At 55.1% G+C, this 21,878-nt stretch carries 22 protein-coding genes and 1 tRNA gene; 8 read left to right on the forward strand and 15 right to left on the reverse strand.

Annotated elements, in window-relative coordinates:
- The first annotated feature begins 72 nt into the window (after positions 1-72).
- The 3 genes from JUE67_RS01905 to JUE67_RS01915 all read left to right on the forward strand — a co-directional run bounded on the left by JUE67_RS01905 (position 73) and on the right by JUE67_RS01915 (position 1,916).
- Positions 73-501 (forward strand): HIT family protein, encoded by a 429-nt coding sequence (locus tag JUE67_RS01905; RefSeq protein WP_203628054.1) that lies wholly within the window; start codon positions 73-75, stop codon positions 499-501.
- A 1-nt stretch (position 502) separates the two neighbouring features.
- Positions 503-901 carry a YtxH domain-containing protein gene (locus tag JUE67_RS01910; protein WP_203628052.1) on the forward strand — a complete coding sequence of 133 codons (399 nt, stop codon included), beginning with the start codon at positions 503-505 and terminating at the stop codon, positions 899-901.
- 106 nt (positions 902-1,007) lie between these two features.
- Entirely contained in the window at positions 1,008-1,916 is a 909-nt protein-coding gene (locus JUE67_RS01915) for a peptidylprolyl isomerase PrsA (RefSeq protein ID WP_203636944.1), read from the forward strand.
- Positions 1,917-2,376: 460 nt separating this feature from the next.
- Here the strand turns inward: JUE67_RS01915 and JUE67_RS01920 are convergent, their stop codons facing one another.
- The 5 genes from JUE67_RS01920 to JUE67_RS01940 form a co-directional block, all read right to left on the reverse strand.
- Entirely contained in the window at positions 2,377-3,531 is a 1,155-nt protein-coding gene (locus tag JUE67_RS01920) for an RNA-guided endonuclease TnpB family protein (RefSeq protein WP_203636945.1), read from the reverse strand.
- Positions 3,470-3,964 (reverse strand): IS200/IS605 family transposase, encoded by a 495-nt coding sequence (gene tnpA / locus JUE67_RS01925; RefSeq protein ID WP_203636946.1) that lies wholly within the window; start codon positions 3,962-3,964, stop codon positions 3,470-3,472. The genes JUE67_RS01920 and tnpA overlap by 62 nt, the downstream gene beginning before the upstream one ends.
- Before the next feature lie 213 nt (positions 3,965-4,177).
- Positions 4,178-5,146, reverse strand: a complete 969-nt coding sequence (locus tag JUE67_RS01930) for a 3'-5' exoribonuclease YhaM family protein (RefSeq protein ID WP_125696060.1) — start codon at positions 5,144-5,146, stop codon at positions 4,178-4,180.
- Between the two features lie 99 nt (positions 5,147-5,245).
- The gene (locus JUE67_RS01935) at positions 5,246-5,611 is read right to left on the reverse strand and encodes a YlbF family regulator (RefSeq protein WP_203626822.1); all 366 of its coding nucleotides are present in this window, start codon (positions 5,609-5,611) and stop codon (positions 5,246-5,248) included.
- Between the two features lie 26 nt (positions 5,612-5,637).
- Entirely contained in the window at positions 5,638-7,674 is a 2,037-nt protein-coding gene (locus JUE67_RS01940; RefSeq protein WP_203627046.1) for a PBP1A family penicillin-binding protein, read from the reverse strand.
- A 174-nt stretch (positions 7,675-7,848) separates the two neighbouring features.
- Here JUE67_RS01940 and JUE67_RS01945 point away from each other — a divergent pair, with 174 nt between their 5' ends.
- A complete protein-coding gene (locus JUE67_RS01945; RefSeq protein WP_203636947.1) occupies positions 7,849-8,679 on the forward strand; it encodes an RluA family pseudouridine synthase in 831 nt (276 codons plus the stop codon).
- 115 nt (positions 8,680-8,794) lie between these two features.
- Here the strand turns inward: JUE67_RS01945 and JUE67_RS01950 are convergent, their stop codons facing one another.
- The 3 genes from JUE67_RS01950 to JUE67_RS01960 all read right to left on the reverse strand — a co-directional run bounded on the left by JUE67_RS01950 (position 8,795) and on the right by JUE67_RS01960 (position 11,278).
- A complete protein-coding gene (locus JUE67_RS01950; protein WP_203626826.1) occupies positions 8,795-9,250 on the reverse strand; it encodes an arginine repressor in 456 nt (151 codons plus the stop codon).
- A gap of 25 nt (positions 9,251-9,275) precedes the next feature.
- Positions 9,276-10,958: an arginine--tRNA ligase gene (gene argS, locus JUE67_RS01955; protein WP_203626828.1), complete on the reverse strand. Its 1,683-nt coding sequence runs from the start codon at positions 10,956-10,958 to the stop codon at positions 9,276-9,278.
- 249 nt (positions 10,959-11,207) lie between these two features.
- A tRNA-Gly gene (locus JUE67_RS01960) sits at positions 11,208-11,278 on the reverse strand.
- A 507-nt stretch (positions 11,279-11,785) separates the two neighbouring features.
- Here JUE67_RS01960 and JUE67_RS01965 point away from each other — a divergent pair.
- The 3 genes from JUE67_RS01965 to JUE67_RS01975 all read left to right on the forward strand — a co-directional run bounded on the left by JUE67_RS01965 (position 11,786) and on the right by JUE67_RS01975 (position 13,442).
- Positions 11,786-12,175 carry a hypothetical protein gene (locus tag JUE67_RS01965; RefSeq protein ID WP_203626830.1) on the forward strand — a complete coding sequence of 130 codons (390 nt, stop codon included), beginning with the start codon at positions 11,786-11,788 and terminating at the stop codon, positions 12,173-12,175.
- The gene (locus JUE67_RS01970) at positions 12,172-12,351 is read left to right on the forward strand and encodes a hypothetical protein (protein WP_203626832.1); all 180 of its coding nucleotides are present in this window, start codon (positions 12,172-12,174) and stop codon (positions 12,349-12,351) included. Before JUE67_RS01965 ends, JUE67_RS01970 begins: the two co-directional genes overlap by 4 nt.
- A 149-nt stretch (positions 12,352-12,500) precedes the next feature.
- Positions 12,501-13,442: a dihydroorotate oxidase gene (locus tag JUE67_RS01975; protein ID WP_125696067.1), complete on the forward strand. Its 942-nt coding sequence runs from the start codon at positions 12,501-12,503 to the stop codon at positions 13,440-13,442.
- Positions 13,443-14,170: 728 nt separating this feature from the next.
- Here the strand turns inward: JUE67_RS01975 and sdaAA are convergent.
- The 5 genes from sdaAA to JUE67_RS02000 all read right to left on the reverse strand — a co-directional run bounded on the left by sdaAA (position 14,171) and on the right by JUE67_RS02000 (position 18,311).
- Positions 14,171-15,046, reverse strand: coding sequence for an L-serine ammonia-lyase, iron-sulfur-dependent, subunit alpha (sdaAA, locus tag JUE67_RS01980; protein ID WP_203626846.1), 876 nt, complete (start codon positions 15,044-15,046; stop codon positions 14,171-14,173).
- Positions 15,047-15,055: 9 nt separating this feature from the next.
- Positions 15,056-15,724, reverse strand: coding sequence for an L-serine ammonia-lyase, iron-sulfur-dependent subunit beta (gene sdaAB, locus JUE67_RS01985; RefSeq protein WP_225877912.1), 669 nt, complete (start codon positions 15,722-15,724; stop codon positions 15,056-15,058).
- A 115-nt stretch (positions 15,725-15,839) separates the two neighbouring features.
- Positions 15,840-16,532 carry an adaptor protein MecA gene (locus JUE67_RS01990; protein ID WP_203626850.1) on the reverse strand — a complete coding sequence of 231 codons (693 nt, stop codon included), beginning with the start codon at positions 16,530-16,532 and terminating at the stop codon, positions 15,840-15,842.
- A 386-nt stretch (positions 16,533-16,918) separates the two neighbouring features.
- On the reverse strand, positions 16,919-17,317 hold the full coding sequence (gene spx / locus JUE67_RS01995; protein WP_203636948.1) for a transcriptional regulator Spx: 399 nt from the start codon (positions 17,315-17,317) through the stop codon (positions 16,919-16,921).
- Between the two features lie 256 nt (positions 17,318-17,573).
- Positions 17,574-18,311 (reverse strand): MBL fold metallo-hydrolase, encoded by a 738-nt coding sequence (locus JUE67_RS02000; protein ID WP_203626854.1) that lies wholly within the window; start codon positions 18,309-18,311, stop codon positions 17,574-17,576.
- A 71-nt stretch (positions 18,312-18,382) separates the two neighbouring features.
- Here JUE67_RS02000 and JUE67_RS02005 point away from each other — a divergent pair, with 71 nt between their 5' ends.
- A complete protein-coding gene (locus tag JUE67_RS02005; protein ID WP_203636949.1) occupies positions 18,383-18,937 on the forward strand; it encodes a hypothetical protein in 555 nt (184 codons plus the stop codon).
- Between the two features lie 134 nt (positions 18,938-19,071).
- On the opposite strand, the gene JUE67_RS02010 is transcribed toward JUE67_RS02005, so the two are convergent.
- Both JUE67_RS02010 and JUE67_RS02015 read right to left on the reverse strand, forming a co-directional pair.
- Positions 19,072-21,081, reverse strand: a complete 2,010-nt coding sequence (locus JUE67_RS02010; protein ID WP_203626858.1) for an FtsX-like permease family protein — start codon at positions 21,079-21,081, stop codon at positions 19,072-19,074.
- The gene (locus JUE67_RS02015) at positions 21,059-21,835 is read right to left on the reverse strand and encodes an ABC transporter ATP-binding protein (RefSeq protein WP_203626860.1); all 777 of its coding nucleotides are present in this window, start codon (positions 21,833-21,835) and stop codon (positions 21,059-21,061) included. The genes JUE67_RS02010 and JUE67_RS02015 overlap by 23 nt, the downstream gene beginning before the upstream one ends.
- Positions 21,836-21,878 lie beyond the last annotated feature (43 nt).

The following is a 21,878-nucleotide window of genomic DNA, read 5'->3' on the forward strand; positions in this document are numbered from 1 at the left end:
CAACGCTTTTTACGTCCAGTTTATGATAACATGAAACCAGCCCACAGATTTAATAGGAAAGAGGAATCAGTGATGACGGATTGTGTATTTTGTAAGATCGTAAGCAACGAGATCCCGAGCACCGTGGTCTATGAGGACGATGTTGTGAAGGCCTTCTTGGATCTCACCCAGGTCACGAAAGGCCACACGCTGGTCGTGCCGAAAAAGCATGTCCCGGATATTTTCGCCTATGATGCCGAGCTGGCTGCTCAAGTTTTTGCCCGGCTACCAAAGATCGCCCGGGCGATTCGCGACAGTGACCCGAAGATCACCGGCATGAATATCCTCATCAATAATGGGGAGGTCGCCTATCAAAGCGTGTTCCATTCCCACATTCATTTGATTCCGCGCTATGATGCCAGCGATGACTTCAGCATCCACTTTGGCGACCACAGCGCGCAATACGACAGCGCCAAGCTCCAGGCCGTCGCAGACAGCATCACCGAAAAGGTAGGCGACTAACATGGCAAAATTTGGCAAAGGCTTTTTACTTGGGGCAGTGGCCGGCACCCTCTTCGCCCTTTTGACCGCGAAAAAAAGTGGGCCTGACCGGCAGCGGGCCATCGCCGATTACGTGGATGATGTGACCAGCGCGACCGGGGATATGCAGCACGCCACCACGCGCCTTGGCAATGCCATCAAGGACCTGCAGCGCGAACTCAAAGAAACGCTTCAGCCAGCGCTCAAAGACATCAGCGATGACGTCACCGATTTTCAGTTCCAGGCGGAAGGCGCCACGGCCGCGATGCAGGAACACCTGGATGCCATCGAGGCTGCGACTGCCCCATTGTCAGACCTGACTGCCAGTGATGACGCCGCTACGGACAAAAGCGACGGGGCGTCATCTGAGAAGACAGCGTGATAGAAATTTGAAAGTTCTGTGAACACCGGGCCAACAAGCGCTTCAATGTGCTAAACTAGGACCCAGTGCTTATCATAAGCAAAATCTGGACTTAGGATGTGTGATAATGAAAAAATGGATCGCCGGTCTCGCCGGCATTCTTCTGGCCGTCACCTTAGCAGGTTGCTCCTCGGGCGACAGTGCGACCGTTGCAAACATGAACGGCGCGAAGATCACCAAGCAGGAGTACTACGATGAAATGAAGACCAGTTCCGTTGGCGGCGAGGCGACCCTTCGCAACATGATCTTGGCCAAGGCGCTTGATCAGCAGTACGGCAAAAAAGTGACCACCAAACAAGTCACCAAGCAGTACAACGCCGTCAAGAAGAGCTATGGCACCTCATTTGCCTCTGCCCTTGAACAAAATGGTCTGACCACCAAGAGCTTCAAGGAAGAGATTCGCACTTCCCTTCTTTCCGAAGTTGCTTTGAAGGATCTCAAGAAGGTCACCCAAAAGCAGCTCGATACGCAGTGGAAGTCTTACGAGCCAAAGATCACCGTTCAGCACATTTTGGTCGCCAAGAAAGCCAAGGCTGAAGACATCATCAAGCTTTTGGCCAAGGACAACACCGAAAAGAACTTCAATGCCTTGGCAAAGAAGTACTCGACGGATACCGGCACCGCAACCAGCGGCGGCAAGATCGCGGCGTTCGACAACACGGATACCAGCCTCGACTCCGACTTCAAGACTGCGGCCTTCAAGCTGAAGCAAGGCGAATACACCACCACCCCGGTCAAGACGACTTATGGCTACCATGTCATTCGTAGCATCAAGAACCCGGGCAAGGGCAAGGAATCCGATCACACCAAAGAACTCAAAGAGCAACTTTACACGACCTGGGAATCCGACAGCACCGTGATGACCAGCGTGATGAAGCAAGTGCTCGAAAAGGCCAATGTTTCCATCAAGGACAAAGACCTGTCAGACGTCTTGGACGTTTACACCAGCACCAGCTCCTCTACAGCAAGCAACTAAGCACAATGAAAAAGTCGGCTGAGGCCGGCTTTTTTTGTAGGGTGCGCAGCCGAGCGTTTAGGTCTGAGCGGATAGTCTGCCTTGGGTGCTTGAGGCGCACTTCGCCTCGAGTGCACAAGACAGCTAGACGTCTCAGACCTGCTTGGCGGAGCCCAACTGTAGGGTGCGCAGGCCCGTGGGATGGTGGAACAGTTAGGTCAGCTCAGGTGCTTGGTGGCGCCCCTTGCCACCGAGTGCATGAGCTGCCTAGATGTTTCCACCATGCGGGCCGGAGCCCAACTGTAGGGTGCGCAGGCCCGCGGGATGGCAGCCCTCAACTTGATTACACAGTGAACTACTCGGCCATAAATGACTGAGCTTCTGGGAACACCGCTGACTTACACATCCAGCATTGAGCCTTCTGTGCAGCGGTTACGGCTATTGACCAAGGCGCGTCCCGCGCCACAAACCCTATCAGGTTTTAAACTGTTTGTTGCTCAGCCGCCAAGATATTCTTGGCGGCGTTAATATCACGATCATGGCGCGTGCCACACTGTGGACAGGTCCATTCGCGCACGTCTAGCGCGTGTTTTCCGTCGTCGTACCCGCAATTTGAACAGCGTTGCGAGGTTTTGTATGGCGATACCGCCACAACTTGTTTACCATACCAGGCCGCCTTGTACTCAAGCATCAGGCGTAATTCTCGCCAGGACTGGTTCGCGATGGCACGAGCCAGCTTGTGATTATGCAGGAGGCCCTTGGTTTTCAGGTCTTCTAGCTTGATCAGGTCGTACTGGCGTATAAGAATCGTACTGAGCTTCTGTAGATAGTCGCGACGTTGGTTGGCTTCCTTCGCGCTGTATTTGGCCACCATGCGCTTAGCCTTCAGATAGTTTTTGAAGTCACTGAGTTGCCGCGGAGCTTCCACCTTAAGATGGTGGTCCCAGGCGATTTCCTTTTCGGCTTGTGCACGCCGGCGAGCCAGGCGTTTTTCCCAGTAGTGTTTTTTCTTGGCGTTAGCCTTGTCGAAACGTTTGGTGGGATACTTCATGCCGTCACTGGTGATGACCAGGTCCGCGACCCCCATGTCCAGTCCTACCGTAGCCTCGCTCTTCGGCCACAATTCTAGTTCAACTTCCGCAACCACTAGAACGTAATAATTGTCCACGCGGTCGCGCACCACTGTGGCAGTTTTGATTTTGCCAACTGGGCGCTGCCCTGTCCGGAACAGAATCGGGCCCAGCTTTGGCATGCGCAAATGGTTTGCATCGGTAAGCACAATATTGTCGTTGACCGCATTGGCCCGGTACGTTGGCTTAGCAAAGCGCCGGGCTTTGAACTTAGGGTACCCGGCATGCTTCTTGAACAGATTCTGAAACGCTAAGTGCAGGTTGTGACTGACCGCAATCAGGCTAGTCGCATCGGCTTCTTTGAGCCATGGATATTGCTGTTTGAGTGGCTTGATCAGGTAGTTCATCTGGAACTCATTGACGTACTTGCCACCATTATTGTGGCGTTGAATTTGCATGTTGAGTAGTTCGTTCCACACGAAGCGGCACATACCGAAGTTACGTTCAATCTGTTGGCGCTGCGTTGCGTTCGGATAGATGCGTAGCTTGAAGCTCTTCATTGTCAATTATCTGCACCGCCTTACTCCGTTGATCATCAATGTATTTAGCAACAGCCTCCTGGTTCGTTGTTCCGATACTCTCGACGTAGTAGCTGGGTGACCACAGGTGACGCCCCTGGTGTTTCCAATAGCTTCGTTGAAGTTCGGGACACGCAACGAACATTTGACGAGCCGAAATACCCTTCAACCACCGAACGATGTTAGTCACCGACAATTTCGGCGGTGCACTCACTAACAAGTGAACGTGGTCATCCTTACCAATCTCCATATGGTCGATACTGAACCCATATTGTGCGGCGACCTCATAGAGGATTCGCTTAAGCACAGCTTCGACGTTTCCTTTCAGAACGCGGTTTCGGTATTTAGTGCCCCAAATGAGGTGGTAATTGAGATTATAGACAGATGTTCTACCATACGTTACACGATTTGTCTCCTTCATACTAGTAATTATAACATGTTATCTTGCACCATGTGAAGCATGCTTGGGACACAGAAGAAGGGCAATTCATCACGTCCTTGAAAGAACGTGTTTCCTTGCCCTAATTCAAAAAGCCGATCGCAGGCAACCACGGAAAATCCGTGAGCCATGCGATCGGCAATTTTGTTAGTGTATTGAATGTTGGTGAGGCTATTTTCCGTTGCTTGTTTGCCCTCACTTTGGATCCGGGTACCCCTGCCCTTTTTCCGGACGGTAGAAACGGCGGTTGTCCATGCCAAAAAGCCGCTCCGTGAAAGTCCCTGGCTCCACGCGCTGGTAGGCCGTCGTTAACATGTTGATCTCGGCGTCCAACTCATCCAGGTCGTGCAGAATTTGCGCCTCAAGGAGTTGTGGGCGCACCGGCGAGCCGTATTCGAGCAAGCCGTGATGGGCGAGCACCACATGCCGCAACATGATCATGTCCTCACTCGCCGGGTCGATCTTCAATTCCTGCGCCGCCACCACGATGGCCTCGTCGATCAGCACAATGTGGCCGATCAGGTTGCCTTCCATCGTGTACTCCGTGGAGACGGGGCCGGACAGCTCGATGGTTTTGCCCAGGTCATGCAAGATCGCGCCGGCATACAGCAGCGATTTATTCACGCTACTGTATTGGGCCGCCACGCTTTTGGCCAAGCGCAAAATACTCAGCGTGTGGAACGCCAAGCCGCCTGTGAACGCATGATGATTAGACTTCGCCGCCGGATAGGTCAAAAACGCCTGCTTGTGGTCACCAAGCACCTTGCGCACGATGCGGTTCCAGTTGGCATTGGTGATCTGGAAGATAAAATCGTTGAGCTCCTCGCCCATATCGTCGGCCGTCTCTGGGGCGTGCTCAACATATTTGCTCGGGTCATTGCCCTCTTCTTGCGTCGCCAGCCGCACGGAATAAAGCTTGATCTGCGGGTTGCCTTGATACAGCTCGCGCTTGCCGCTGACCTGCACCACTTCGCCGGCTTTGTACTGCGCAATGTCAGCCTCAGAGGCATCCCAGAACTTAGCCGAGATGTGGCCGCTTGCGTCTTGGAATGTGAAGGCGATGAATTTGTTGCCGTTTTTGGCCTGCCGCACTTCGGCCGTTTTGACCAGCACCGTCAGCTTGACCTCATCGCCGTTTTGATAATCGAATATCTGTTTTGCCATACGCCCCACCTGTCTTCTATTTACCCCCATCATACCGATAACCTGCGCAAAGCGCAAAAAAATACCGTCCATCGCTGGACGGCGTTGTCTGCGCATTGATCACTCTGCGTCAGGCTTTTTCATGTTGGCTTGGTAAAGCGCCACGATTGGCTGGGCGATGACTCGGTTGAGGTCATCCATCACCGTTGAAAGTGCCTGCTCGCGGGCCAGCAAGTCGTTGATCGGCTGCATGTTCTGCATCTTTTCACCGATCGTCTGAAGACCAGCCATTTCTTCCTGCGTGATCTCTTGGCCAGTGGCTTGTTTCTGCTGCAACTCGACTTGCTTGTCTTGGAACTGCTGGAACATCGCATAAGCGACGGCGTCCAGTTTCAGCATGTCATATGCCTTTTTCAAGTCCTGGAACTGTTCACTGGCCTCGAGGTCCTTTGCCAGTTGGTCTGCGGTATCGTATACGTTTGCCATAACGCGCCTCATTTCCCGAGTGTTGACTAGTCGAACCAGTCACGAATGTCATTATACCATTTTCCGACCGTATCCTTGGCCGAGTCGACGCCATCTTGCACGCCTTTTTGCAGCCCCGACCAGAAATCCGCCGCATCGTCGTCCGTGCTTGGTGTTTGAAGCGTCGCGCGGGCCTTGGCATCGGTGGTGTTGAATTGCGTTTTGGCCGTGTACGGCAAAATATTGCTCATTTCCAATTTAAAGATGCTGGCGACGCCGCTGGTGCTGGTGCCTTCAAGAAAATGCGTGCTGTCGGTCGTGGAAAAGCCGGTCCAAGTTGCCACCACCACATCCGGGGTGTAACCGACCACCCACTGATCGCGGGTGCCGTAACCCCAGCTACTTGGCACCTCGGTGGAGCCAGTCTTGCCGGCCACCGTGTAACCGGTCGGCGCCGCGGTCTGCCCAGTGCCGTCCTTGAAGACGCCGATCATCATCGAGGTCATTTCGGTCGCGACACTTTTTTTCATGATCGTCTTACTGGACGTCTTCGTGTTGTCCACCACCGTCTGGCCTGTCGCATCGACGATCTTGGTGATGAAATGCGTCTCCGGCAACTTGCCGCCATTGGCAAACGCCGAATACGCCCGTGCCATGGTCAACGGGGAAAAGCCGGTGGTGACCCCGCCCAACACAGCGGCCAAGTTTTGATCCTCTTTTTTCAGATCGATTCCAAACCGTGCGAGGCTCTGAACGCCGGTGTCCACGCCCAGCTTGTTCATGAGCCACACTGCTGGGGCATTCAGGGACTGGGCCAAGGCCGTATACATCGGCACACTGCCGAGATACTGCCCAGTCGGATTGGTCGGCGTGTACTTATTTGTCCCGTAACTGAGCTTCTTGTCCGTCAAGATCGAGTCATACGAGTAACCATTTTCCAGCGCAGGCGTGTAGACCATCAAGGGTTTGATCGTCGAGCCCGGCGAGCGCTGGAGCTGCGTGGCGTAGTTGTAGCCGAGGAAAACATGCTGGCCGCGCGCGCCAACAACGGCGATCACACCACCAGTTTTTGGATCGACCACGACCGAGGCGGCCTGCGCCTTGGTGCCATCGGAGGCGTTCGCTGGAAACGCCCAGTCCTGAGCGAAACTGTTCTGGAGCTGCGTCTGCGCGGTCGGGTCCATCGTCGTGTACACGCGATAACCCTTATTCAGGAGTTGATCCGGCTGAATGTTGTACTTATCGCGCGCCTCCTCGATGACCGAGTCGAAGAACCACGGGTACTTCTCGGCGGTCGCCTGAGAATAGTTGTCGACGACGGTCAGCTTCGTCGCCTTGGCCGCGTCTGCATCCGCCTGGGAAAGCTTGTTGTTGTCGACCATCAGTCCGAGAATCAGATCGCGGCGCGCAACCGCATTGTCCATGTGATCGGCCGGGTTGTAATAACTCGGATTGCGCAACATCCCCGTCAACGTCGCCGCCTCGCTCACCGTGAGTGCCGCCGCGTGCTTGCCGAAATAGCGCTCGGAGGCATCCTCGACGCCCCACACACCATTGCCGAAATAGGAATTGTTCAGGTACATGGTCAGGATATCTTTTTTCGAGTAAACTTTAGTGAGTTGCACGGCCAAAAAGATCTCTTGGGCCTTGCGCAGGTAGCTCTGCTTTTGCGTCAGCAACGTGTTTTTCGCGAGCTGTTGGGTAATGGTACTCCCGCCGCCAGTGATCTCCCCGCGGTGGATGACCAGGTTGAGCACCGACCGCGCGATGCCTTTGATGGAAAAGCCCAAGTTGGAATAAAACGTCCGGTCCTCGGTCGAGATCACCGCGTTTTGCATGGCCGGGGCGATCTTGTCGAGCTCCACATAAGTGCCTTTTTGCCCATATAACGTGCCGGCGACTTTACTATTTTGATCATAGATCGTCGTCTTGGTCTGCATCGTACTTTTGATCTCTTGCACATCCGCCGTTTTCGCCTTATAGGTAAAAAAGGCAGAGAACGCCAAGAACACGACCAGCAGCACCAAGATCAGCCACCGGACGATCTGAAATCGTCTCAAGAACCAGCCGATCGCATGGCGCATGCGGCTGAGTAGCGCACGCACCCGCGCGCCAAATGTATCCGTATTTTGCAAAACGGCCCCTCCTGTCAGATCTTGCCTATTTTACCATACAGGGAGATGGGGACTTCCGACCCAAGCCGGAGTTTAAAGATTTTTCAATACATCATCGCCTAAATCAGGCGGAAAGGAGACCCGATGCCCATTTTGACCCTTCACGCGACAGCCCCCGCGGCTGCCAGTGTGCGCGCGCTGCTTTCGGCGTGGCTGGTGCCGAAGAAAACCCAGCACCTGTTGCGCATCAACAAAGCCGTCACCATTGATGGTAGTTATCAAAATTTCAATGAACCTGTCGCGGCTGGCGCCCAGGTCACCTTGACGCTTCGCGACGACGACCCGCCGACGTATGTCCTGGCCGCCGAGGCGCCCGCGATCGTTTTTGAAGACGACCAACTGCTGATCTGCGACAAGGCCCCCGGCATCAAACCCCATCCCAACCAGCCAGGTGAAAACGGCACGCTGCTCAACCAGGCGGCGCGCTATCTGGACCCCCGCCCCGCCTATATCACCCACCGCCTCGACATGGCGACAAGCGGTTTGATGTTGATCGCCAAGGATCCCCTGACCCAGGCCATTATCGACCGCGAACTGGCGGCCAAAACAATGACCCGGTCTTACGTTGCCCTGGTGCCAGCAGGCTTGCCGGCAAGCGGTACGATCACCGCCCCAATTGGCGAGGATCCCGACGACAAGCGCAAGCGCATGGTCCGCCCGGATGGCTTGCCGGCCGCCACCCATTACGAGACGCTTGCCGTGCGGGATGGCATCGCGCGGTTGAAGCTGACCCTTGAGACTGGACGCACGCATCAATTGCGGGTGCATCTGGCCTCGATCGGCGCACCGATCATTGGCGATCCGCTTTACAGCACGCGCCCGGCTTCACGGCTGATGCTGCATGCGGCCGAAATGCGTCTGATCGAGCCGTTGTCGAGTCGCAACTTACATTTTGAGTCGCCAGTACCATTTTAGGGAGACAGCAAAAAAGCGTCGCACCAAGCTGTGATCAGCTTGGCGCAACGCTTTTTTTGTCGAATCTGGCGGGCATTCACAGCCTAGTTGGGACTCAGTGCGCACCGCCGCACCCTTATTCGATAAAGTTGTTTTTATATTGTTTGTTGAACCATTCCGCACTGGCGACGTCTGGGCTGATCACCACGATGGTATCGTGGCCCGCCAGCGTCCCCACGACCTGCGGAAAATCGATCGTATCCAGGATGGCAGCCAGGAGATTGCCATTAGACGGAATCGTCTTGATGATGTTCATGAACTCGACGCGCGTGATCGACAAGCCGACCTCGCGCACCGAATTGCCCAATCGTTCGAGTTCGGATTCTGAATCGCCGCGAAACAGCGTGTAGCGCACCGTCCCAGTGCCATCTTGGGCCTTGACCACGCGCATCTCGCGAATGTCCCGGGAGATTGTCGCTTGCGTCGCGTCGATACCCGCGTCTTTGAGCTCGCTGAGCAGCTCTTCTTGCGTGCTGATCGATTTTTGGTTGATGATCTTCGCGAGCGCCGCTTGTCGTTCCGCTTTATTCATCAGACACCCTCCTCTATCGGGTCAACTACATTTCAGCAGGCGCGTGCACACCCAGCAGCGCCAAGGCGTTGGTCAAGACATCGCTGGTTGCCTGAACCAGAGCCAGCCGGGCCGGCAACTCCGCGTCATCCGTGAGCACTTTGGTGGTGGCATAGTACTGGTTGAAGGCTTTGGCCAACCGCAACGCGTATTTGGCGATCACTGACGGTTCATACGTGTCGGCCGCGCGCTTGATGATATTCGGATAATCGCCGAGAGCCTTGAGCACATCCCATGCCGCCGGATCCGTGAGTGCGACTTCAGGCAGCGGCTGAGCCGTGGCCTTGGTTAAAATACTGTGGGCACGCGCATTGGTGTACTGCACGTATGGCCCAGTCTCGCCTTCAAAGCGCACAACTTCTTCAAGGTTGAAGTCAAAATTGTCCAACCGCTCGTTTTTCAGATCATGGAAGATCACGGCCCCGACGCCGACTTCGCGGGCAACCTGATCGGCGTTTTCAAGATCCGGATGCTTGGCGGCGATCTGCTGTTTAGCCAGCGTAATGGCATCGTTCAGCACTTTTTCGAGCAAAATGATGTTGCCCTTACGCGTGGACAGTTTTTTCCCGTTCGCCGTGATCAACCCAAATGGCACATGGGTGATCTCGTTAGCCCAATCATACCCCATTTCCAGCAAGACCGCTTTCAATTGCTGGAAATGCTCGCGCTGTTCGCCACCAACAACATACAGACTCTTGACGAAATCGTAGTGATCATGGCGATAGATCGCCGCCGCGAGATCACGCGTCATGTAAAGCGTTGCACCGTCGGACTTGCGAATGAGGGCGGGGTTGAGATCGTACTTGCTGAGGTCCACGATTTCTGCGCCCTGACTCTCCTTGAGTAGGCCTTTGTCTTGCAGGGTCTGCACAACGGCGTCCATTTTATCGTTGTAAAACGCCTCGCCATTATAAGAATCAAAATCGACGTCCAACATTTTATAGATTCGGTTGAACTCCGCCAACGACGCTTCGCGGAACCAGGACCACAGATGCTTGGCCTCTTCATCGCCGTCTTCCATCTTCTTGAACCAGGCGCGCGCCTCTTCGTCGAGTTCTGGCTTGGTCTCGGCCTCTTTATGGAAGCGAACGTAATATTCCAGCAGGTGTTTGATCGGTTCTGCCTTGACCTCTTCTTCAGAACCCCACAGCTTGTAGGCGACGATCAGCTTGCCGAATTGCGTGCCCCAATCGCCCAGGTGGTTGATCTTGATTGGGCTGTAGCCGACCTTTGTCATGATGTTCGCCAGTGCATTGCCGATCACGGTCGAACGCAGATGGCCCATACTCATTGGCTTGGCGATGTTCGGGCTGGACATATCGATCGGCACATTGCCCTTGCCCAGCGTCAGGTCGCCATATTTGTCTTGCTGCTCAGCGATCGTAGTCAAAACACTATGGGCGTAGCTGACCTTATCAAGGAAGAAATTGACATAGCCGCCGACCGCTTTGACCTCTTGGAACGGAGTGGCATCGATTTTTTCCACTAGGTCCTTGGCAATCATCGGCGGCGCCATATGCCGAATTTTCGCCAGCGTGAATGTCGGGAAAGCGTAATCGCCCATCGCCGAACTCTTTGGCGTCTCGACCAGCTTTGCGATGTCCGCCTCGCTGACCTCATCTGTTAGTACGGCGGCCAATGCCGTCACAACTTCTTGTTTAAAATCCATATTTTCCTCCTTCTGGGTGCTGAAAAAAACCCGTCCCTTTTCCATTTGAAAAAGAGACGAGTTGCCCCGCGGTACCACTCTTGTTGACTGAACGTCCACTCAATATGAAATTCCTTCTCAAAAGCGCGCCACCGCCGTCCGCCAGCCGCTCGCACCCCCGCGGCCTCACTGAAAACAGACAAACGATCTCCTCTTCGTCAATGAAGGTTGTTAATATCAAAAAAAGCCGGCGCTTGCGCACCAGCAAAAAGCGGTCGACGAGAATCGAACTCGCGACACCAGCTTGGGAAGCTGGAGTTTTACCACTAAACTACGACCGCAACAACATGAAATATTATAGCGGCCAAAAGGAAGATAAGCAAGAGAAAAATTATCACGGTGCGCAGGCCCGTGGGATGGTGGGGCGGCTAACTTGGCTCGGGCGCGCGAGGCGCACTTCGCCTCGAGTGCACGAGACAGTTAGACGTCCCCACCATGCGGGCCGGAGCCCAAGTATGGGTGCGGCGCGGGGCGCTTAGGGGGTGGGCAGCTAAGTCCAGCAGACGCGTGAGGCGCTCTTTGCCTCGGGCGGCTGATGGCTTAGATGTCCCACCCCTGCCCCGCGAAGCCCGACTAGGGTGCGGCGGCCCGTGGGATGGTGGGGCGGCGAAGTCGGCGAAAAGTCCTGGTGCCCACCTCACTTCAGACAAACAACCGCGCAATTAGCCACGAAGACCCTCATGCAAAATGTTCGACCAGCTTTAAATTATGAGAAAGGTCAAATTTTCTTGCCTAACTCTTTAACCGTGCTATAATAAATAGAGAAAAAGTAGAAGGGAGCGATCGGCATGGCCAAAACAACGCGACGATATTACTTTGCGGCGCGTAACGAGCGCACGACCCACGGCTACCGGATCAATTTTGTCAACATTCCGCAAGCAGAAGCAAGTGGGACGACTTACGAAGAGACAGTCTACTATTCCTACCGCGTGCTCGCAGAATTTCTCGCTCACCTGCCGAAGGACGAAGCTGCCCTGACCGCCTACACGCTCAACCAGATGCCTGACACTGAAGACAGCAACGTCTTTTATTCACTAGTGAGCGTGACGCCAGATTTTGATCCACACAAGATGGTGACCCATTTCACATTGCCACAAGCGCCACCTGCCGAAATTCGACGCAAGGCCAGCAAACTCGCCCAGCTAGTTGCTCATCAAAGCAAGGTGGCTTCACTTTGACGCTTAGTCGCATCACACTCGGCCTTTTTCTGGTCGCGGGCACTGTTTTTCTTGTTAGTCTGATCACATGGCTGATCGTCATGATCGTCAACCGCGAGCCCAAGTGGCCGCGGCGTGTTACGATCGGCAGTGCGGCCGTCGCGATCCTTGCCCTGGCCGTTAACGCGTTATTATAAGCCAAACAAGCGCAGACCCGAACATTCTTGTCAGGGCGCTGCGCTTTTCGTGTGGAATTAGGTAAAAATCAGCTGGTCAAACAGCGTGCGGTATGCTTTAATAGACCAGATGAAAATTTTCCTAGACGCATAGCAAAGGAGTGGCACACTTGGTCAATTTGCACACGACGATCGGCTCGTTTGGGTTCGACAATGTTTTGATGAATGCCAGTGGGGTCCGCTGCATGACGGCAGCCGACCTCGATAAACTCGCAGACACCGTGGCGGGAACACTGATCACAAAAAGCGGGACCCCTGAGGCACGCACGGGCAATCCTAGCCCCCGCGCGGCCGGACTTCCCTTTGGCAGTATCAATTCGATGGGCCTGCCAAATCTCGGCATCGACTATTACATCGATTACGTTGAAAAGTTCCAGGAAAAGCATCCTGACAAGCCGATCTTCCTGTCAGTTGCTGGGCTTGGCCCCGATGACTACCATGTGATCGCCAAAAAGATTCAGGCAAGCAACTTTACGGGCCCGACTGAATTCAACCTCAGCTGCCCGAACGTCCCAGGCAAGCCTCAGATCGCCTATGATATCCCGACGACCCGCCGCATCTTGGATGACATGTTCTCGTTTTTCACCAAGCCTGCTGGGATCAAGTTGCCACCGTATTTTGACCTGACCCAATTCGACGACATGGCCGCCGTGTTGAACGATTATCCGCTGACTTTCATCAACTCGATGAATTCGATCGGCAACGGCATGGCCATCGACCCGGAGACTGACACGACCTTGATCAAACCCAAGGGCGGCTTCGGCGGTATCGGCGGCACCTACGCCAAGCCGATCGCGCTGGCCAACGTCCGCGCCTTCCGTCTGCGCCTGCGTCCGGAGATCGCGATCATCGGTACTGGCGGTGTCACCTCTGGCCGCGATGTCTACGATCTGATTCTCTGCGGCGCCAGCATGGTCCAACTCGGCACCGTGCTCGGCATCGAGGGTCTCGGGGTCTTCCAGCGTCTGACCGAAGAGCTCTCCGCTGAAATGGCGAAAAAAGGCTACACCTCGATCAGCGACTTCCAAGGAAAATTGAAAACACTCGACTAAGCCCCTTCCCCTTCACGATTTTGTGAGGGGGATCTTTTTGTCTAGCGGCTTCACTTGGTCCAACGAGTCCTGTTTTGGGCAAAAAAAAAGGGTCAGAATCGAAATGACAGATTCTGGCCCATATGTACAACAAACACACCGGTCGACGTGTCTTTTCAGCCATGGCCAGTGTGCATTCAAGCTTTTCAATTAGGAGACTGTCGGCGCCTCGCCGCGGGGTTTGGCGCGCCCAGATTTTCGACTTGGGGCGGCAAGATCTTGATGCGATCTTTGCTGCCGGACAATGGTGGTGCTGGTGGTACGCCCTCTCGCCTAATTTATGACACCACTGACTCGGATGTCCTTCATAGCGGCTGCTCTAGGTTTGCGACGGGGGTGGACTCCCTCGCCGGGCACGCCGTCTCGGAGGAAAGCAATCTGTGTGGCCACACCAGATACCTCTTCAACTGTCGATTAATATACACCCGTGAAAACGGTTTTGTCAACTTTATTTGTTAACGATTTAAATGCGCAAAATCCGCGTCTCACAGGCATTTCTTCTAGTGTCTTGTCAGTGCCAGATATATTTATTTAAAATAACTTTCTGGCCTGGCCAATTTGGGTCACGAACGCTTCCCGGCAGAGGAATTGCCCGCCAATTTTCACGCCTTCGACGCACAAAAGGCCCCCTCGCACCATGAGGAGGCCTCGCGCAATTTCGTTTATCTTCTTCTGACAGGCGAATTGACTTAATTGGTCGCGTCACCGAAGATCTGTTTTTGCAGGCGCTGGCCTGTTGGTGTGGTCGCGAGGCCGCCTTCCGCTGTTTCGCGGAAGATCTGTGGCATCTGCCGGCCGACTTGATACATTGCGGTGATCACTTCATCTGGCGGAATCACGGAGCGGATCCCGGCCAGCGCCATGTCAGCCGAGACCAAGGCCTGCGAGGCACCCATCGCATTGCGCTTCACACAAGGCACCTCGACGAGCCCTGCGACTGGGTCACAGATCAAGCCGAGCATATTGGCAAGGGTGATGGCCACGGCTTGAGCGGCCATGTCTGCGGTGCCGCCCTTTGCGATGACCAAAGCCGCCGCCGCCATCGCGGAAGCAGAGCCGACCTCTGCCTGACAGCCGCCTTCTGCGCCGGCAATGCCCGCTTTGTTGGCGATCACCAAGCCAAACGCCCCGGCCGTGAACAGATAATCCACTTGGGCCTCTCGATCCATGCGCAGCTGGTCGCGCACCGCCATCAAGGTTCCAGCCAACACCCCAGCCGAGCCCGCGGTCGGTGTGGCGCAGATCAAGCCCATTTTCGCGTTGACCTCATTCACCGCCACCGCATTGCGCACCGCGGTCAAAACAGTTGGGCCAAGCAGGCTATCACCAGCATCTAAATACTGATCAAGGCGTTTGGCATCCCCGCCTGTCAGCCCGGTCACGGACCGCACACCGGCGACGCCTTCCGCTACCGACGCCTCCATCACGGTCAGATTTTTCGCCATGATCGCACGAATGGTCTCGCGGTCCTTACCACTTGTCGCCATTTCGGTGGCGATCATCAAGTCTGCGACTGACGGATAATTGGCACTTTGTTCGATGATATCTTGAATAGAATAAAACATGGCGTCCCCCTACTCGAAATACGTGACGTTTTGCATGTGTGGCAATGCGCGTAATTGCGGCACGAGGTCCGGGCGGCGCACGTCACTTTCAATGATCATGATCGCCTTTTCCCCCTTGGCGGCTCGAGTCACCGTCATCGTCGCAATATTGACATCATTTTCGCTGAAAATACTGGTGACTTGCGCGATCATGCCAGGCACATCTTGATGCACCGTGATAAAAGTCGGGGTGCCCATGGAAAGTGAGATCTTGAACCCATCGATCTCATTGATCTGTATGTTGCCGCCGCCGATCGAAACGCCCACCACCGACATCGTCCGCGTGCCTTTGGTCAAAACGATCCGCGCGGTGTTGGGATGATCGACCTTATCGCTTTTTGGCACAAAACTGACCTTGATGCCTTGTTCATAAGCCAGGTGTAGCGAATCGCGCAACCGCGGATCGGCCGGGTCCATCCCCAGCAGGCCGCCGACAAGCGCAATGTCAGTTCCGTGGCCACGATATGTTTTGGCAAAAGATTCATACAGATAGATGTCGACTTTTTCCGGGACCTCGCCAAAGATATCCCGGACGACTTTACCAATGCGCGCGGCGCCGGCTGTGTGCGAACTGCTGGGGCCGACCATGACCGGGCCGATGATGTCAAAAACGCTTCGAAATCGCAATGCTTTATCCATGTCACACCTCATCTTCGTTTCTTTCTGCATTATCGCACAAACACAAGCCATACCGGGCAAAAAAATAGGAGCAAGACAAAGGTCTGCTCCATTTTTTCTTCATTTCTGAATTGACTTACTTGAAATAGTACCGCGCTGTTTCAAGGGCGCTGGTCGCCATGATCGACTTGCCATACTCCGACAAAAGGGCCGCGGAAATGTTGGTCCGGTCACCAAATTCAAGGGCAAGTGCCAGTTGATCCTGTGCCTCATCGGCTGAGACGTGGTCCGTGTAGAAGGTCAGGACCAGGTAATAGTCGTTCTTGTATTGATAAAGGTCGCTGGCCGCCCCGTCCAGACGCAACTGCTTGGCAAGTGCCACAAAGTCTTCGAACGAGCCAAACCGGAGCACAAATTCTTCTTGCGCCGCCCCGTCGCCATCAATATAGCCGCCCTCATCGACGGCTTCGTTGGTCGTGTCATCATCTAACGCACGTAATTGTTGTTTGATGAAATCGGGAACATCCTGGTCACCATCGTCAGCAGGCGCGTCGTCTTGGACATCGTCATTGTCGTCGTCTTCGCCGAGATCAACATTACGGCTGATCAAAAGCTCCAACCCGGACTGACTCGGCATCACCTGGAACGTGACCGCATCATTGGTCGCAAAGGTGTGATCCTTATCGACCTCATCGAGAATACTATAGAAGAAATTCTCGATCTGCTTGTGGTTGCCCAACAGATCAAGGACAGTGATTCCGCGCTCGGCCAGATCATCGTTGCCAAGCAGGACACGAATCGTGTTCTCATTGAGTCGTTGCATTTCCATGACCACTGCACCTCACTTTGTTATGCGTCATAAACGCCATCGTGTGTCTGTAATCATTATACCAGATTACTAACTTCCGGATAGTCTACCGCAATCACCATCAAAACGCAAACAGGACGCATCGGACGGATGCCGAGTGCGCAGGGGTGGGCCGGCCAACTACCTGTCCCACCCTTGCTCGGCGGAGCTCAACTAGGAAAAGGTGCGCAGCGGGGCAGCTAGTTCTGAGCGGATAGCTTGGCTCGTACGCTTGAGGGACACTTCGCCGCGAGTGCACGAGACAGCTTGGCGTCTCATGCCTTCCCCGCGAAGCCCAACTGTGACGGGCAAACAGTGTCACTTTGAGCGCAGAAAAAAAGGCGCCCAAAAACTGGACGCCAACAGTATTAGTAGCCTGACATTAATTGGGCCTGCTGAAGCTCGATCGCCCGCACCTTGCGCGGCAAGAAGCGGCGAATCTCGTCTTCATTGAAGCCAACCTGGAGCCGTTTGTCATCGGCAATGATCGGCCGCCGGATCAGCGCAGGGGTCTGCACTAGCAGGTCAAGCAGCGCCGTCATCGACATATCATCAAGATCCAGCCCGAGTTCATGGAATGTCCGGGACCGGACCGAGATCAATTCCTCGGTCCCATTTTCAGTCATGCGCAATAGCCCCTTGATCTCCGCAGCAGTCAGCGGATCAGCGACGATATTGCGCTCAACAAACGGAATCTTATGTGCTTTGAGCCAAGCACGGGCTTTGCGGCATGAGGTGCAACTAGGTGCATAATATAGCGTTACCATAAGCGCTCGCTCCTTCAAACGATAAATTCACAAAGCACTGATCTACAATTATCAGTATAAAGGAACGAACCCTGTCTTTACAATCAGATTGAAAAAAATATTTTTGTTTTTCCTGCAACTGTCTGTTGTCATTATTGGCATTTTTGGCCATTATCACGCAACTAATGAACATTTAGCCGTGTTATGTTCATTAACGGTGTCTTCGGCATATGCTTAACTAGATAAATTACAGAAAGAAATTTATCGTTTTATATTGTTAGACGATGAAGGCCGCGCCTTGGGTCGCCAGTTCAACCGGAATGTCAGACGCCGCGGCCTGTGCCTGCGCCAATAGTGTCTCGAGGGGGAGCTGCTGCGGTAAATGCGTGAGCAGCAGGCGTTTGACCCCGGCGGATTGGGCGAGCTGACCGGCCTCTGGCGCCGTCAAATGCCAGCGCGGCGCTGGTTTATCCGCCAGGAAGTTTGTGTCGGCCATTAACAGATCAGCCCCCTTTGCAAATGGGGTCAAGCCGGTAAAGGCCCGGGTATCGCTTGTATTGACCAACACGCGCCCCGTTTCATTTTCGACTAGCCGCACCGCAAACGCTGGCACCGGGTGTTCCGTCTCCAAAAAAGTGGCCGTCAGTGGCCCTAACTGTAGCGTCGTTGCCCCATCGTAACCCACGCCTTTGGTAAAGTCGCCGAATGTCAGCGCAGCAAAATTCAGCGGGTCCTTGGTGTGGCCATAAATTGGGAGTGGTCGTACCTTCGCCGGCCCCTGATGCAATTGGCAGTAATACTGCAAAACGCCGACGTCTGCCGTGTGATCATGATGGTAATGAGTCAACAGCACCGCGTCGAGTTGGCTGGCCGGCAACACTTTTTCCAGCTCAAGCAAAGCGCCTGAGCCCGCATCCATCAAGAGATGGTAGTCCCCGCTTTCCACTAGATAAGCTGAGGTCCCGATGCCATTTGCAGGATAGCCGCCTAAATACCCAAGAATCGTCAATTTCATTGTCATTCGTCCTTTCCGCTGATTGGAAGCGTTATACTGAGTGCATGGGGGTGTATTTTTTGTCACATCAAATGCAAATGGTCTTGGGGACCACTTACTTTTTAAAACAGCTCTATCAAAAGGCGCCAGAGTCGCTACGCCTGGCAGAGGGCATGATTCAAGGGCAAAGTTCATTGCTGCTCGATCCAACTGGCAGCGTGCCCTTTGAGGCGCCGTTGCGTTACCAGATTCGCGACCACTATCAGGAAGTGCCGCAAGACGGCTATCTATACCTGATGTATTTTCGCTTGAATGAGGACGAAAGTAGCGTGTTTGAGAGTCAGGTCAAGCGGCTACTGGACGAGGCGGACCGCATTGCCGGCCTGCAAAGCATGCACCTGCTCAAGCTGGCCAGTAAGCACATCGAATTCGTTGTCATGAGTACCTGGCATGATAAACTCGATCCTTACACTAACCGCTCCTTACCCATGGTCGAACCGTTGCGCGCGTTCAAGCATCGTGCAGCCGCCGGGGAAGGCTATCATGAAAGTGAGTATCACTTCACGACGCCTGACGCCATTGCCGATAGCGAGGAAAAAGAGCACCGACCGCTTGATTTAAAGCGACTATTTCACCAAGGCAACTAATGACGAGATGCTGGCCCAAAACAATTGTTTTGGGCCAGTTTCTATTTGACCGAGTCAAGTAACGCATTCAGTCTTGGGCGGGCTCGGATGCCCCCCGCACGATCAAGAGAACGGTGCGCCGGCTCAATTTTCACCTAGCCATACCGGTCCGTCAATTGCGCCGCCAACCAGGCAAACGCCAGGTCGACGAGCGAATAGATCGCCCAGACCACGAGCACCAAGCCACCTGTTTGTCCGGCCGTGGCCGAGGCGATGAAATGCACGATCACAAACGCGTTAAGACTGGCAAAAACCAGCGGCGCGAGATACACCCCAAACGTTGAGACATAAGCCACACCTGTTAGCTGGCTGGTCGGCATTCCCAGCTGCCACAGCACTCGCCGCACCGGGGCGCGTCCCTGCGCGTGAGTCACCTGTTTAAGCAGCAGGATGCAGGCCGTCGCGACCAGTACCGCCCCGCCCATCAAAAGCGTGATAAAAACGGCGAAACCAAACAAGGTATCCACCGCACGAGCCATTGGCCGGCGCACGTTCAATCCTGAACGGCTAAAGGAATCATCGGTATCCTTGGTCATGGTCGGCAGCTTGGAGCCTTTGCGCACCGCCTGATCATAGCGCACATAATCGATCTGCGTTTGATCATCGAGCTGCTGTTCCACGCGATGACCGGCCGCCGTCTCCTTCAGCCAATAAATCGCCAGCGGGTCATTGACGCCGCGCATCGCCTCAAAATCGCTGTCGGCCACCACCAGGCCCCGGTCAAAATAGATCGCGGACCCCAGCGGAAAAGCAGTGGTCAGATCGCTGATCGCCAGCGTTCGCCCGTCTGCCGGAAACGTGATCTGCCGGCCCGCATTGACCAGCCGCTGCGCCGGCCCGCGCCGTAAAAAGGCCGGGTCCGACAACACCAATGCGGCTTGCCCAGGAGCGACCTGCAAGGCTGGCAGATTCGGTTGCCATTGCCGAATCCGCTGATAATCACTGAGTCGCATCACCTGATACAAGGTGGTGGTGGTATCGTCTCGGCCCTGCCTGCGCAGTGTTGTTTTCCCCACCATTCGTTTAGTCGTCACTTTCGCCTGCCGCGTGATCAAGCCGGCCGCCTTTTTTTCCACCAGGGCGTCGTTTGACACGGAAGCGGTGATCGGCAGTGGCATACTATTTTCCACCTCGCGTTGGCCCAACTGCAGGAGCATCGCGGCACTGCCAAGCACGGCGATCGTCAAAGTGGATAGCAAGGTGATCAGCCACAAGGCAAAATGGTCGCGGCGCCAACGCTGATACAAGGTGTTCGCCGCCAGCAGCCATTTCGCATGCCGGCGGACGACCCGCCAGCGCGCCAGCAGAAACGCGGCAGCCGGCAGCGATTGACGAAAGACCAGGTAAGTACCCAGGATGCCGCAAAATGTCAGCAGGCCCAATTGCCCCCATCCCGGCAGGCCCGTCAGCTGACGAAGCGGCCGGACCCAGGCAAAATAGTTCCCGGTGCCGATCGCGGACCAGCCCACTAAGAGCATGCCGGCACAGGCCAACACGACCTGCCAACCGCTCAGCCGAGGCGGCAAATGCTGTGCCTCAGCGCGGCGGCCGCGCTGGTGCCCAAGGGTGCGGACGAATGCCGCGTTGACCGCACCGACGATGAGGTACACCAGCAGGAACAGGCCAATCAGCTGACCGGCGATCTGCAGCGACCATTGAATGCCGATCGCTGTCTGAAAGCCCATCAGTCGCACGAGGGCCATCGCCAACAATTTTGACAACAGCACACCACCGACCAGCCCGATCACCAAAGCAGCCGCGCCAGTCATCAGCGCTTCCCAGATCAGCACCCCACCGAGCCTGCTGCTAGGCATTCCCAGCAGTCGGTACATGTCCAGCTCCTCGGTGCGCCGAGCCAGCAGCAGCGTGTTCAGGTAGATCAAAAAGGCCACAATGAAGATCAACAGCAGGATCCAGGCCAGTGTCATCACCGCCGGCATCAGACGTGAATCCTCAAGCACGCTGCCGGTCGCATGCATGAGCGGCCGCATGTCGATCAGGGCGCCGACCGCATATGCCAGCGCAATCAACACCCCGGCCGCCACCGCGCCGATCAAGGTGCTGTGGCGATGGCGCTTCAGATTAGTCCACGCGAGGTGTCTCACGGCGCTTGCCTCCCCCGTTGATGGTCGCTTCCATGTCGATGATCTGGTCGAAAAATGCCTGGCGGGAGCCGCTTCGGGTCACCTCGGCAAAATACGCCCCATCGCGAATAAAAATGATGCGATTACAAAAACTGGCCGTGAACGCATCATGCGTGACCATCATGATGGTGCGATCCTCTTCCAGATTCAATTTTGTCAGATAACTTAGTAACTCCGTGGCGGCCATGGAGTCCAGACTCCCGGTCGGCTCATCGGCTAAGATCAGCGCCGGTTGCGTGATCAAGGCGCGTGCGGCGGCCACGCGCTGGCGTTGGCCAAGGCTAAGCTCGGTCGGATAACGCGCCAGCAAGCCCGTCAGATCGAGCAAGTCCGCCACATGGGCGAGCCGCGCCTCGATGTCGCTGGGTGCAGGCGGGACAAAGGTCAGGGGCAACGTGATATTGCTCGCCACCGTGAGATCCGAAAGCAAATTGAGCTCCTGGAAAATGAACCCGACTTGTTCGCGCCGGTATTTGGCCAGAGCCGCATCATTGAGCTGAGTGAGATCGATTCCGCCGACCCACACGCTCCCCGTCGTCGGTGTATCAATAGAAGCAATAATATTCAGCAGGGTGGATTTCCCCGCACCACTGGGCCCCATGATGCCGACAAACTCGCCGGCATCAATGTGAAAGCTGAGATCGTTGAGAGCCCCGATTCGGTTGAACCGGTGACCATAGATCTTTGTCAAATGATCGACTGTGACAATGCGCATCTGGGCGCCTCCTTGTGTTGTGTGGCCGGCTGCACCCCGCCGT

The sequence above is a fragment of the Lacticaseibacillus mingshuiensis genome (assembly GCF_016861785.1).
Classification (GTDB): domain Bacteria; phylum Bacillota; class Bacilli; order Lactobacillales; family Lactobacillaceae; genus Lacticaseibacillus; species Lacticaseibacillus mingshuiensis.

Excerpts from the sequence above, each read along its gene's own strand:
- JUE67_RS01905 (WP_203628054.1), top strand. The coding sequence starts at position 73 with ATGACGGATTGTGTATTTTGTAAGATCGTAAGCAACGAGATCCCGAGC.
- JUE67_RS01910 (WP_203628052.1), top strand. The coding sequence starts at position 503 with ATGGCAAAATTTGGCAAAGGCTTTTTACTTGGGGCAGTGGCCGGCACC.
- JUE67_RS01915 (WP_203636944.1), top strand. The coding sequence starts at position 1,008 with ATGAAAAAATGGATCGCCGGTCTCGCCGGCATTCTTCTGGCCGTCACC.
- tnpA (WP_203636946.1), bottom strand. The coding sequence starts at position 3,964 with ATGAAGGAGACAAATCGTGTAACGTATGGTAGAACATCTGTCTATAAT.
- JUE67_RS01930 (WP_125696060.1), bottom strand. The coding sequence starts at position 5,146 with ATGGCAAAACAGATATTCGATTATCAAAACGGCGATGAGGTCAAGCTG.
- JUE67_RS01935 (WP_203626822.1), bottom strand. The coding sequence starts at position 5,611 with ATGGCAAACGTATACGATACCGCAGACCAACTGGCAAAGGACCTCGAG.
- JUE67_RS01940 (WP_203627046.1), bottom strand. The coding sequence starts at position 7,674 with ATGCGCCATGCGATCGGCTGGTTCTTGAGACGATTTCAGATCGTCCGG.
- JUE67_RS01945 (WP_203636947.1), top strand. The coding sequence starts at position 7,849 with ATGCCCATTTTGACCCTTCACGCGACAGCCCCCGCGGCTGCCAGTGTG.
- JUE67_RS01950 (WP_203626826.1), bottom strand. The coding sequence starts at position 9,250 with ATGAATAAAGCGGAACGACAAGCGGCGCTCGCGAAGATCATCAACCAA.
- argS (WP_203626828.1), bottom strand. The coding sequence starts at position 10,958 with ATGGATTTTAAACAAGAAGTTGTGACGGCATTGGCCGCCGTACTAACA.
- JUE67_RS01965 (WP_203626830.1), top strand. The coding sequence starts at position 11,786 with ATGGCCAAAACAACGCGACGATATTACTTTGCGGCGCGTAACGAGCGC.
- sdaAA (WP_203626846.1), bottom strand. The coding sequence starts at position 15,046 with ATGTTTTATTCTATTCAAGATATCATCGAACAAAGTGCCAATTATCCG.
- sdaAB (WP_225877912.1), bottom strand. The coding sequence starts at position 15,724 with ATGGATAAAGCATTGCGATTTCGAAGCGTTTTTGACATCATCGGCCCG.
- JUE67_RS01990 (WP_203626850.1), bottom strand. The coding sequence starts at position 16,532 with ATGGAAATGCAACGACTCAATGAGAACACGATTCGTGTCCTGCTTGGC.
- spx (WP_203636948.1), bottom strand. The coding sequence starts at position 17,317 with ATGGTAACGCTATATTATGCACCTAGTTGCACCTCATGCCGCAAAGCC.
- JUE67_RS02000 (WP_203626854.1), bottom strand. The coding sequence starts at position 18,311 with ATGAAATTGACGATTCTTGGGTATTTAGGCGGCTATCCTGCAAATGGC.
- JUE67_RS02005 (WP_203636949.1), top strand. The coding sequence starts at position 18,383 with ATGCAAATGGTCTTGGGGACCACTTACTTTTTAAAACAGCTCTATCAA.
- JUE67_RS02015 (WP_203626860.1), bottom strand. The coding sequence starts at position 21,835 with ATGCGCATTGTCACAGTCGATCATTTGACAAAGATCTATGGTCACCGG.